At 61.9% G+C, this 12491-nt stretch carries 10 protein-coding genes; 4 read left to right on the top strand and 6 right to left on the bottom strand.

What is annotated here, in order from left to right:
• Window positions 1-22 precede the first annotated feature (22 nt).
• On the top strand, window positions 23-664 hold the full coding sequence (locus ACOQOQ_RS08455; RefSeq protein ID WP_420569693.1) for a hypothetical protein: 642 nt from the start codon (window positions 23-25) through the stop codon (window positions 662-664).
• A 25-nt stretch (window positions 665-689) separates the two neighbouring features.
• On the top strand, window positions 690-1214 hold the full coding sequence (locus tag ACOQOQ_RS08450) for a DUF6512 family protein (protein ID WP_420569692.1): 525 nt from the start codon (window positions 690-692) through the stop codon (window positions 1212-1214).
• Between the two features lie 55 nt (window positions 1215-1269).
• On the opposite strand, the gene ACOQOQ_RS08445 is transcribed toward ACOQOQ_RS08450, so the two are convergent.
• The 6 genes from ACOQOQ_RS08445 to ACOQOQ_RS08420 form a co-directional block, all read right to left on the bottom strand.
• Window positions 1270-2325, bottom strand: a complete 1056-nt coding sequence (locus ACOQOQ_RS08445; protein ID WP_420569691.1) for a serine protease — start codon at window positions 2323-2325, stop codon at window positions 1270-1272.
• A gap of 51 nt (window positions 2326-2376) precedes the next feature.
• On the bottom strand, window positions 2377-4431 hold the full coding sequence (locus ACOQOQ_RS08440; RefSeq protein WP_420569690.1) for a caspase family protein: 2055 nt from the start codon (window positions 4429-4431) through the stop codon (window positions 2377-2379).
• 65 nt (window positions 4432-4496) lie between these two features.
• Window positions 4497-5951, bottom strand: coding sequence for a patatin-like phospholipase family protein (locus ACOQOQ_RS08435; RefSeq protein ID WP_420569689.1), 1455 nt, complete (start codon window positions 5949-5951; stop codon window positions 4497-4499).
• A gap of 28 nt (window positions 5952-5979) precedes the next feature.
• The gene (locus tag ACOQOQ_RS08430; protein ID WP_420569688.1) at window positions 5980-7335 is read right to left on the bottom strand and encodes an ATP-binding protein; all 1356 of its coding nucleotides are present in this window, start codon (window positions 7333-7335) and stop codon (window positions 5980-5982) included.
• A complete protein-coding gene (locus tag ACOQOQ_RS08425; protein ID WP_420569687.1) occupies window positions 7332-8039 on the bottom strand; it encodes a response regulator transcription factor in 708 nt (235 codons plus the stop codon). Before ACOQOQ_RS08425 ends, ACOQOQ_RS08430 begins: the two co-directional genes overlap by 4 nt.
• 21 nt (window positions 8040-8060) lie before the next feature.
• The gene (locus ACOQOQ_RS08420) at window positions 8061-9416 is read right to left on the bottom strand and encodes a trypsin-like peptidase domain-containing protein (protein ID WP_420569686.1); all 1356 of its coding nucleotides are present in this window, start codon (window positions 9414-9416) and stop codon (window positions 8061-8063) included.
• A gap of 158 nt (window positions 9417-9574) precedes the next feature.
• On the opposite strand from ACOQOQ_RS08420, the gene ACOQOQ_RS08415 reads away from it, so the two are divergent.
• Window positions 9575-10228 carry a hypothetical protein gene (locus tag ACOQOQ_RS08415; RefSeq protein WP_420569685.1) on the top strand — a complete coding sequence of 218 codons (654 nt, stop codon included), beginning with the start codon at window positions 9575-9577 and terminating at the stop codon, window positions 10226-10228.
• Between the two features lie 10 nt (window positions 10229-10238).
• Complete coding sequence (locus ACOQOQ_RS08410; protein WP_420569684.1) at window positions 10239-12359, top strand: caspase family protein; 2121 nt, start codon at window positions 10239-10241, stop codon at window positions 12357-12359.
• The last annotated feature ends 132 nt before the right edge of the window (window positions 12360-12491 follow it).

Genomic DNA, 12491 nt, shown 5'->3' with positions numbered 1-12491 from the left:
CCAAGCAAAAGAGACCCTTGCCATGAAACCCTTTGTCCTTGCCCTGGCGACCGCGCTGCTGACCTCGACCCCGGCGTGGGCCGAAAGCGCTTTGAAACAGTTGACGCTGGCCCAGGATGTCTTTGCCTATGGCTTGGAAATGCAGGACCCGCTGGCGGTTCTGACGGCGGACGAGATGACGGCGGCCGTGCATGTCACCGATGTGGCGCGCGACACCCAGACCCGTCCCGGCGCGAATGCAAGCGAGGGCGAAGACGCAGCGGACGAGATGATCGTTGATGCCGCGGACATGTACGCCATTGCCGTGGAATTCGCAGGCGGAGACGACTATCTGATCGGTTTGATCGAGGACGCCGAAGCCGAAGGCAGCCGCGGCCGTTTGGGTGGGGCCACTCGGACACTGAACCGGCTTCAGTCGGGCTATGTCGACATGGTCAAGCTAGAGTTCGAGGGCGGAAAACTGGCCGAGCTGGCCATTCTGGGCGCCGAAGGGGCCAACCTGGACCTGAAGGTCACTGACGCCATGGGCAACACGATCTGCAACGAACAAGGCGTGTCGGACAAGCTTTATTGCGCATGGACACCAGACGCCAACGGCATCTATTTCGCCGAGGTCGAGAACGTCAGCAGCCGCCGCAACAGCTATTACGTGCTGACGAATTAGGGCAGTGGAGCGCGCGACTGATTTGATGCCCCGACTGATCCGGCTCGAGCTGATCGGAGCCGCATTCATGATCGCGCTGGGGTCGGCGCTACATTTTCTTTTTGGGTGGTCTGGCAACTGGCCGCCTGTCGCGCTGATCGCGGCAGTGAACGAATCCATTTGGGAACATCTGAAGATTGCCTTTTGGCCCGGTGTTGTATGGGCCTTGCTTGCCCCCTATCCGCAGGCAATACGCGGTTGGCCTCTATTCGCGGCCAAAGGCGTGGGGCTGATGGTTTGTGCGACCACAATTGTTTTGGTGTTTCAAAGCTATACCACGATCCTGGGCAAGAACCTTTTGGCCTTGGATATCGGGACATTCGCCTTTTCGATCCTCGTGGGGCAGTTGATTTCAGCATGGCTTCTGGCGCGTCAGCCCAGACTCCTACCCCTTGGCATTCCGGTTTTGGTCTTGCTGTTCCTGGCGTTCAGCTTGTTGACCTATGCGCCACCCGATCACTGGTTATTCACCGATGCCCGCACCGGAACACAGGGCATACCTGTCCGGTAACTTGGAAACAAAAAACCCCGCCACGTGGCGGGGTTTTCTTTTGCATCAGACCTGATCAGTTCTGGCTGATTGTTTGCTCCAACCAAGGCAGGAACTTAGACACCTTGGTGTAGGCCGAGAAAATCGCATCCTCGGCGCAGGATTTGGTGGCCGCGTTGCTAAGGCCCCAGCTGACGATACCGGCCTGAATATAGCTGCCATCGTCCAGCGGAACGACCAGCGGTCCCCCGCTGTCACCCTGGCACGAGGTTTTGCCACCCTCGAACGAGCCCGAACAGATCATGTTCTCGGTCAGGGGCATGGGCGCGCGGCGGACCAGTTCAGCCCATGCGCCTTCCATTTCGCTGTCGTTCAGGCGGAAGATCGACGCTGCCTCGACGAAGGGACGCGCCGCGACCTGAGCCCGGGCTTTCATCATCGACTCGTTACACATGTCACGCGACAGCATCTGGATTTCTGCCTGGTACATGCGGTCCGGATGCTTACCGCCATTCACCAGCCCCCAGCCAGTCACGACCGTGGGAACACCGGCCTGGTCCAGCACATCACCGAAATCCTGGTCCGGCACCTTGATGGTGCGATAATTGGCGTTCGGGCGGCGGGCCAGCTTGATCAGCGCCACGTCACCGTCCCAGCCATCGGGGTTATAGTTGGGATAGCGGAAAATACCCGCCACTGGCACGTTATCGCCCTGACCGGGCGCGATCTTGTTCGTACCAACCAGAATGGTCAGCTGGCTGGGGTGCAGGTCGAAATAACTGCCGTCGCGATCCTGCATGTGGATGCAGTGCGCTGCGGTCAGAACCCATTGATCCAGCACAAGCGAACCGCCGCAGAAATGCGCGTTGGGCGACACCGGCTGACCTGCAATCATCAGGCCGACTTGCCAGGGCCAGGCACCATTGGCGGCCAGCTCGCCGCCGATCACCTTAGAGCCGCTGCCATCTTCGGCCATTTTCGCCGAACGCTCGGCCTTCTTTTTGCTTTCGGCGAAGCTGAAGGGCGAGGCATTCTCGGGCTCGACTTTGGGCGCCACCAGGTCCTGAGCGCTTATGGGTGCGGCCAACAGGGCCGCAGCCAGCGCAAGGCTGCCAAGCTTGAAGACTTTCATCTTTGGTCCTTTCATTAAGTTCTGTTTGAAATTGCTGGTCTTTATCACGCCCTACTCCTCCGCTTGCAGATGAACAGTGTAGCGAGTGACATCGAGTTTGGGCAAACCGTCATCGCCCCCCAAAGGCAGGGTGCGCGAGGATTCTTCGGGGCTGAGCGCGCGGCTGAAATAGCTTGCCAGCGCGCCACCGTCCTGGGCCATATCGCGAGTTTGCGCGGGATCGGCCAGCGCGGTCAGATCGGTGCGCGGCGCCCCGTCACGGGCGGACGAGGAAATCACGATGATCTCTTCAACGCCGGGCAGGCCTGCGGGGTTCTGGATCAACATCCCGATCTCCTGGCGCTCGCCAAAGGGGACACGATTTGAATAACCCGGCTCGGGCCAGATTGCCGAGACCTGGAAATCGCGATCCACATACAGAACCGTGACGTCCTGCGCCTTCAGGTCTGCATTCGAGATCGTCAGCCAGATCTGGTCGCAATGGCTGACGTCCAAGGTTTTGCCCGCCTGTTTAAGCGGGTCTGCGTCAGGCTCGGCGCAGCCATCATCCGCGGCCAAGGCTGGCGCCAAGGCAATCGACTGACCGACCGCGGTGCTGAACAGGCTGAACCCGCCTGCACTACTTGCGGCCATGGCAAGGGCCTGGCGCATTCTGTGCGTACGCGCGGCGCGTTCAAGGAAATCGGCCAGGGCGACGGCGGGATAGGCCGCGCCCTCCAACAACAACCGTGGACTTGATCCCGTTCCGTTAGGATCCAGAACGCCATCGCGCCCAGCCAGCGCCAATGCCCCATCGACCAAATAGGGTTGCAGATCGAAGTTGGCGGCATTGAGCCGCACGCCTTCCAGCGCATCGGCCTGGGCGAAACTTTCCAGAAGCTCTAGAACGGCCGCGTAATCATGGCCATCACCCGCATCCGCTCGGATGGGGGCGGCCAGCCCCACCACGGCAGGTGCGCCCGGCTGCAGCACCTTGGCATATCCCGTCGCGGGCAAGGCGGCATCACTGCGCAGTCGGGCCGAATTGGCATCCAGACGATCAACCGTTGCCGTCGCCAGCACTTCGGCAGAGGTCAACGAGGTATGAATGGCGACATGCGCGCCCTCGGTCAGGCCAGACAGCAGCCCCGCCAGCAGATGATCGCCCTTGGTTTCGAACATCTCGGTCGCCTTTGCGGCCCCGAACACACCAGCCTGCAACAACGATCCCTCACCATCAGGGGACTGTGCAGCCGGGCCATTGCGGGACATGCTGTCAGTGGTCGCCTGCAGCGCCTGCTGCCAGCTGAGCGTGGATTCGCGCGACAAAACCTGCGTCAGCGCACGAGTGAAATCTCCGTACCAGTTACCGGGATCCGAAGCCTCACCCACGGGATATTCGAATGACCGCTGATTGGACTGCGAGGAATAGAGGAACACATACTCCCCGCTCAGAGGCGGCATCGGTGCGCCTGTCGTTTCTGGGGCTGCGGCGTCGGTGGGAATACCCAATGAAACCGGATCAACATATCGCGCGGCCGAGACCTGCCCGTCCAACACCCCATCCAAAGCCCGAAATCCTGTGGCCGAGTGGCAGGCGTCCAGTACCGCCACCATCTGTGCGCCCGTGTCCAGGATCGCCTGGAATTGCAGCGCCAACTCGTCATCTACGATAGCATTGTCCACCGCCCCGATCGCTCCGCGCCAACCGCTGGCATCGGCGGGAAGCAAAATCTCGTCATAGCCACCGGCCTCGTCGCCGTTCTGGTCCGGGGCCTGACTGCCATGGCCTGAGAAGTAAAAGAACACCGTGTCGTCGGGCCCTGCGATGGTTTTCAGGCGGTCCAAGGCCCCCATGATGGCGGCCCGAGTGGGCGCGCCAGCAATTTCAACATCATCGGCATGGCGCGCATCAGGGGCGGCCAGCAGGTGGATATTCGCGCTTGGCACACCGCGATCCGACAGCATCCGCGTCACCAGGCCCACATCATTGGCAGGCCCCCGCAGATCGGCATCAAGGTGCAGATAATCGGACACGCCGATGACCAGCGCGTGGGTCTCGGCCCGTACGGGCGTCGCCCAAGCAAGGCTTGCTGCCACACCAAGGATCGCGATCGGTTTCACCATAACCCATTGATTACAGCCCCATCGCGCACGATCAAGCTTTGGCTGATCCGTAACCGAATTTGTCATCAATTCTGAACCGGACTGATCCGCCGAGGCTTGGCCCCGCCCGCCCGCAGCCGCGCCAACGGATCGCGCCCGCCGCTTGCACGCAGGAAACCGTTCAGTTCGGGGTTCAGGCGCGCGGCCATGCGTCCGGCCTCGATCGCCATGTCCACCTGCTCGGTCTTCAGCTTCAACCGGGTCGGGATCTCGTTCAGTTTGGCCTGCTGATCCTCGTCCAGCGCATCAAAGCTGACCAGCCCGACAAAGAACTTCAGATCACGGCAATTCCACCCGCTGGTGGTCCCGCGATAGCGCCGTACCTGCGCCGAGGACAAAGAGCAGCGGAACTCAACCAGGTCGGCCTCCCATTTTTCAAGCTGCAGCCGCATCGCGTCATACCCGGTGCGCGACGCCGACCCCATCGAGGCGCCGGCAATACCCATCGCCAAGTTCAGCCCGCCAGGCCCGCCCAGTTTGTTTGACCAACGATAGGTCTTCTCGGTGCCCGCGTCGGCCACAAGGAACAAGAACCGCTTTAGCCGCACCGCCTGTTCGACCGTCATCGGCGCGTGGGCATTGCGGGCACGGGCGCGCTCGATCGCCAAGCCGGTTGTGCCGAAATTGTCGGTGATGCCGCCATCCAACAGCTTGACATATTTCACCTTTTCCGGATCCCCATAGCTTTCCAATGCCGCAGCATGCGCTCGCATGGCCGAGCTGGCCTCGGGGTTATAACGCGCAGCGGTCAGCCAGTCGGGCTCTTGATAATCGCATTTGCCTTGATGAGCCTCCAAAACGATCGGAGAGAACACAAGCGGGAATGCGGCAGAGGCCGCAACAGCGTCCGAAATGGGGAAAGACGACAGATCCGAGCACAGCGCATCAAAGGTTTCGGGGCTGAACAAGAATGTCGACTGGTTGGCCATGTCGGCTGCGTTAATCCAGGTGGTGATCTGGCTGCGGGCACGCAAATCGCCGAATGTGGCGCCGTGGAACAGCTTTTCATCCAGGTAGCGGCCAAAGGTTTTGCGCCCGTTCGCCCCGCCCGATACCCCGCGCGCAATGGTCAGCGGGTTGAACGGAGAATTGGCCATATAGCGTTCGGCATTGGTGATCAGGTAATGTTCGCGGTAGCCGTCCAGCGCCTTGGGGCCGTTCAGCCCGAAATAAGCCGCCGTGACCGAGCCCCCCGACACCCCTGTCACAAGCCGCACATCGGACAGAATGCCGTCTGGGTCCTTTGGATTGGCCGTTTGGGCGCGCAATTCTTCCAGCAGTCCGTAAGAAAACGCCGAGGCCCGCATCCCCCCACCCGAAAAGGCAAGCCCCACAAAGACTTCGCCATCAGCGGGGGCGTCCAGCGTCACCTCGGCCAACGATGGGTTTTTCCCTTCAATCAAGGGCTGGTTCAGCGGCTTGTTCACGGCGCCGCACCCCGTCAGCAATAGGGCGGCCGCCAGCGCTTTAATCACGTTCATACTTTCCCCCCCAAGGGCCCCTGAAATATCAGGCTTTGGGGTCAAGTTTAGGCAAGCTGACCTGGATCGCAAACCCTTTTGCGGTCTCGGGCAGCACAAGTTTTGCCCCGTGGCGCGCTGCGATCGCCTGAACCAGTGCCAGTCCCAGCCCATGACCTGCCCTATCGCGATCACGTTCGGCGCGGGTGAACCGGTCGAACATCTGCTCGCGCATATCAGGGGGGATGCCCGGACCGGTGTCGGTGACACTCAACACATGGCGGGCGCCGTCCTCGTGAAGGGTCAGCGTCACGGCGTCCCCCACACGGCAATATTTGATCGCATTCTCCAGCAAGTTGGTCAGCATCTGCGCCAACAGGCTCTGTTCGCCCAAAACCCACAGGTCCGGGGTGATGTCGATCTGGGCATTCAGCCCCGCATCGTCAGCCAAGGGTTCATAAAGATCAAAGACATCCTCGGCCAGCTCCGAAAGGTTCACCGGCACCAGGCCAGGGCGCTGACCCCGCGCGGCCTCGGCGGCAGAAATATCCAGAAGCGCGTCGAATATCCGGATGGTCGAGCGGATCTCGGCCCGGATTTCATCGGCCCTGTCATCGGCCGTATCAAGGGCGCCAAGCCGCTGCTGAATTCGGTTCAGGGGCGTGCGCAGCTCGTGCGCGATGGCGTCAGACAAACGGTGCGTGGCGCGGTTCAGCGCCTCAATCCGGTCCAGCATGTTGTGGACATGGTCTTGCAGAACGGCGAATTCGTCTTTCCCGCGCGGGGCTGGCAGCCGGGCGCTCAGATTGCCCTCGGCGACCTCGTCGGCCAACGCGTTCAGCCGCCCGATCCGGCCCAGTACCGCGCGGCTGACACCCCACCCCGCCGCCAGGGCCAGCGCGATCAGCGCGACCGCGACCCAACCGATCAGGGCGCGCAGCTCGGCCAGGGTGGCCAGCGTGTCAGCCTGCGAGCGCGCGACAAGGAAAGGGAACCCGCCCGGCAACTCGCGCGCAACGCCAAGGTAGGGCGCGCCGTCATGGGTGAAACCCTGCGCGTCCTCGGTCGAGAACAACGCCCCCATCAGGGTCAGGCCTGCGGGCCAATCGCTAATATTTCCGGCCAGCTTGGTGCCTCGATCCATCAACAGATAGATCACCCGGTCCGGCGGGGTCGAGGCCACGCGGAACTCGATCGCTTCGCGCAGCGCGACGATCCGGCGCTGTTCGTACAGGGCGGCGAATGCCTCAAGGTCAGCTTGCAAAAGCTGGGCCTGACGCGCCTGAAGCGACTGGGCAGTGACGCGGTATTGCAACCCCATCGCGGTCAGCGACAACAGGATGATGCCCGAGGCCACCAACAGCATCACCCGCAGGCTGGCCGAGCGCGTCGGGCGGGCCGTCATTCAGCGGCCTTCACGGGATCAAAGACATAGCCTTCACCGCGAGCGGTATGGATGATGGGGCGGCCAGCGGCGTTCTCCAGTTTGCGGCGCAAGCGTCCCACATGCACGTCCACCACGTTGGTTTGCGGGTCGAAATGCAGGTTCCAGACATTCTCCAAAAGTTGCATCCGGGTGACCACATCGCCAGCGTTGGATGCAAAAAAACTAAGCAGTTTGAATTCTTTAGGAGAGATCGCCACATGCGCCCTGCCGACATGAACGGTGCGGGCCTTCATCCGGATTTCCAGATCGCCAAAGACAATCACGTCATTATCCAGCGCTACCATGTTCTGGCGCCGCAGCAGGGCGCGCAGGCGGGCGCGCAACTCTTCGGCGTCATAGGGTTTGGCCAAGTAATCGTCGGCGCCTTTCTCTAGCCCTTCGATCTTGTTCTGGGCACGCCCAAGCGCCGAGATCACCATGATCAGTGCAGTCGAGCCCGCCGCACGCACCTTGGCGATGGCGTCCACGCCGTCGCCTCCGGGCAGCATCCGGTCGAACAGAATCACAGCGTATTCGCCCTCTGCTGCCGCCTGAAGCCCGGTGTCATAGGTGCCGCAGATGTCTGGTGCGGCGCCCACATCGCGCACGGCCTGGGCCATACCTTCGGCGATGACGGCATCATCCTCGACGATCAGGATACGGGGTGGCTGGGGCGTGGTCATGGTTAACTCCTTGGGCACAGATCAAAAGATTACGACTTCGGGGTCAAGGACATTTCCGCCCTTGATAGGCCGCGTGCCCTTGCCGTTGCTCCAGGGATCCACCGCGATGTGCGTTGTGCGACCGTCCGGGCGGCGCACCAGCAGCACGATCGGGCGCGAGATTTTCAGCGTTTCAAGCAGCTCTTTCGTGGCAGGTTGACCGTTGACTGACAAGACCCTGTCGCCCTTGTTCAGACCGGCCAGAAAAGCGGGGCTGACGGGGCTGATGATGTCAACCGTGACGCCGTCGTCGGCCATTTGCAGGCCCAGACGACCCAGATCATAGGCGCGGATAATCGCAATCGAGCGGTCAGCCCCATCGTCATCAATCAGCGCAGTTTGGGTGCCAAAGGTCAGGGTAATGGTGATTTCTTCGCCTTCGCGCAGAACAATCAAGGCAACCGGGCCGGTCCGCTCGTCCAGAACAAACGCCAGCTCGCCGGGGGTGGTCAGAATACGGCCCGCGGCCGCTAGGATCACGTCGCCCGCTTGCAGACCCGCCTGATCGGCCAGACCCGAAGGGTCAACATTGTCGATCAGCAGGCCCTTGCCTTGCTCAAGCCCCAACGCACCCGCAAGACGGCGATTGATTGGGCGCATGGACAGACCCAGGGCGGGAACGGGCAGCAGATCGCCTGCAATGGCGCGCTCAATCAGCCAGGCAGGGATGGCGTAAGAGATACCGACAAACAGGCGCGAGCCATCGGCCATGCGGGTGTTGATCCCGATCAGGCGTCCCTTGGCATCGATCAGCGCCCCACCCGAGCTGCCGGGGTTGATCGCGGCGTCATGCTGAATATAGCGCACGGGAACCGAGGCAAGCACTTGCCGCCCAAGGGCCGAGACAATGCCGCGCGTCGCGGACGAAGCGGTTTCCAGCGGCGCGCCCAGCGCATAGATTTCCTGACCCAATGTCAGCTCATCCGAAGGCTCAAGCCCCGCGCCAAGCACGGCGCCCGGCAGTTCCAGCACGGCGATGTCTCGTTTGTCATCGCGCAGGATCACACGAGCGACCACGACATCACCAGCCCGGTTGCGCAGGATCACCCGCGTGTTGGCCTTGACGACATGAGCGTTGGTCACCGCCAGCCGCCCATCGCGCCACAGAACGGCCGAGCCAAGGAACTTTTCATCGCTGTCGTCGGTATACACGACCAGCGTCGCGTCCAGCCCGCGATCCAGTATCTGAGCAGCCTCGGCCTTGTCTGTCCACGCGGACACAAGCGTGACGCAAAGCGCCGCCAGCGGCACCAGTCGCAACAAGGGGCGGTTGCTGAGGGGCGCGAAAAACCCGCGCAATACGGGCAGCTTCAGAAGGATCGCAATGGCATGGGTCATTTGGTTATTCCTGGTCGTTCCGGTTGCCTGAACGCTATCAAGGGGGGGCGGGGAACTCACATGACAAGTCCGTTCATGTTTGAAAACACGCCAGAAAAGTTTTGAATAATGGGGTTTTCACCCGCATTATCAGGGCAATTCCAAAGCGGAGATTAAAGATGTTTTCCAAATCCATTTGCCTGAGTGCCGGTCTGTTTCTGGGGGCCATTTTCCCCCTTGCGCCGGCCGTTCATGCTGACACCGTCACGCCGTTGCAGGCCGCGCAGATGTCGGCGAACCTTTACCTGACGGGGCTTGAGCAATCCGATCCGATCCTGATCATGGCCGCCGCCAAGCTGCGCAAGTCCCTTAGCCTGAGCGAAACCGACCGTGCGCCCGAACGTGACGGCGATGCAGGCGAATCTGACGCACAAGCGCCAATCACGTGGGAGCAGATGCTGGACGCCGCGGAAGAGCTGTCGCTGGGCGATGAAACCTTGCTGGGCCTGATCGAAGATATCCGTGTTGAACGCTCAAAAGGCGTGGCCACGGGACAGGTTTACTCGATCACGTCGATCCGTGCGGGCGGCACTGACACCTATCCCCCCCTTCCTTACACGGGCGGTGAATACGCCGAGGTGTATGTAGAGGGGCAGGCCAGCACCGATCTCAACCTGTTTGTCCATGACGCCAAGGGGCGGCTGGTGTGTTCGGATACCGATATCAGCGCGATCGCCTATTGCGGATGGCGCCCGGCACAGACGGGCGGCTTTACCATCATCGTCATGAACCAGGGCGGCGCGGCCTCGTCCTATTCGCTGATCACCAACTAACGAGGCATCCATGTCCCTTCTGCGCAGCACTGCCCTGGCGGGCCTTTTGTCCTTGACGGCACTGGGGGCCGAAGCGCGTGAAAACCACGCGCTGCTGATCGGCGCCTCGACCTATCCCAACCTTGACGAACGGTTTCACCTGCGCGGTCCGGCCAATGACATTGATCTGGTGGCGACCTATCTGCAATCCAACCCGGTCGCCCAGTTTGCCCCCGGCAACATCACCCTTCTGGCTGACGGGGTTTCGGGCGGCATTGCCCCCACGCTGGCGGCCATCCGTCAGGGCTTTGCCGATCTGGCGGCCAGGGTAGAGCCCGGCGATTTTGTCTATTTGCATTTTTCCGGCCACGGCTCTCAGGCGCCTGCGCAAGATGCCAGCACCGAGGCAGATGGTCTGGACGAGCTGTTTCTGCCCGTCGACATCGGCCCGTGGGATGACACCGTGGGCACCGTGGAAAACGCCTTGGTCGATGACGAGATCGGCCAGATGATCGATGCAATCCGCGCCAAGGGGGCAAATGTGTGGGTGGTTTTCGATAGCTGTCATTCCGGCACCGCCACCCGCGCCGCTGCCGGTCTGGAGGACGAGGTGCGCGAGCGCAAGCTGGGCCCTGCGGCCCTTGGTATCCCCGCCCAGCGGATGATCGAGGCCGAGGGCACCTCACGCGCCCTGCCCGATCCGCGCAGCGCCCCGGCCCCGGCAATCGAAGCCACTGAAGCGACAGCAGGAATGGGCAGCCTGACCGCTTTTTTCGCGGCCCAGACCAATGAGACCACCCCCGAGAAAAACATGCCCAAGGGCAAGGCGGGCCGGCGCCTGCAGGGCGTCTTTACCTATACCCTGTTCGAGACTATGGCCGAACGGCCCGGCATCACCTACCGCCAGTTGGCCCAAGAGGTGCTGCGCAAATACTCGGTCCTGAACCTTGCCCGCTCAACCCCTCTGTTCGAGGGCGCGCTGGATGATCCCATCTTTGGCACCGGAGCGGCGGGGCGGATCCTGCAATGGCCTGCCCAGACCAAGGGCAAAACCGCCACATTGCCCGCCGGCCGCCTGCATGGCCTGACCGAGGGCGAAGAACTGATCCTGCTGCGCTCGCCGGTGGATACGGATGATGCCGCGCTGGCTACCTATACCGTGGACAGTCTTGGCACCTTCGAGGCCACGCTGAAACCCGCCGGCGAGCCTTTCGACATTCCCAAAGGCGCGGTGATGCGCAAGGTCTCGGCAGCCATAGATCTGACGCTCAGCATCGCCCTGCCCGCCCCCGGCTCTGTCCCCGCAGACGCTTTGGATGCCGCGATCAAATGGGCACGTGATCAGGCGCTGATCGGCCCGCGAGTGCAGTTCGTCCCCGCTGGAGCCCCAGCCGATCTGCGCCTGGCCGTCATCCCCGACAGCCCACGCCCCGATGCGATCTGGTTCCTGCCAGCCTCGGGACTGACCGAGGTGGATGAATACGACCGGCTCTTCTCGATCTCGACTGCGGACAAGGACGCCAAGACCCTAGCTTATACCTTCACCGACAATATCGCGGCCATGTCCAAGGTACTGAACCTGATGAAGATGGGTCAGGCCCAGAACCCCAAGGCGCTTGAGGTTACTGCCAGCCTGACCCGAGCCCGCTTCGACATGGATCAGGAGGATATCGTGGCTGGCAGTCATGCAGCTGTTACTGCCACGGGTGTGGTGCGCATGGTGCCTGACGACGTGATCGGGCTTAGCCTGTCGAACCCCAACAAGACACCGGTGGATTTCAACGTGCTGTACGTGGGTTCGGATTACTCAGTCACCTTCATGGGAAATGGCCGGCTGCATCCGGGCGACACCCTGACCGAGGATTTCGTGCTGGTCACGGACGAGGCCTTTGGGCGCGACCGCCTGCTGGTGATCGTGTCCCCCGCGGGAAAGCAGGAAGAGGTCGAGGATCTGTCCTTCCTGTCGCAACCCCCATTGGAACGCTCGCGCGATCTGTCCGCCCCACCGCCCAAAGGTCTGGGCGAATTGCTGGACGAGGCCGGTTTCGGCCAGACCACGCGCGCCGCTGTCAGCCTGTCCAGCCGCAAGAAAAAGCCCCAGCCCGCCCCGCGTTTCCTGCAGTTCGAGATTGACACAGTTCCGGCGAACTAACGCCCAAGCGGGCACGACAAACAGCAAAGGCCAGCCCCTGACGGCTGGTTTTTTTTCGTTGTATTGGCGGTTTTCCGAACATGACGGCTTTCGTCATTTGAGCACCGACCAGCCAGCAGGTAATATCATAGT

This window comes from Thalassovita sp., assembly GCF_965218685.1.
Lineage (GTDB): Bacteria > Pseudomonadota > Alphaproteobacteria > Rhodobacterales > Rhodobacteraceae > Thalassobius.
Note: the sequence above shows the minus strand (reverse complement) of the source record. Positions and strands in the feature narration are given on the sequence as shown.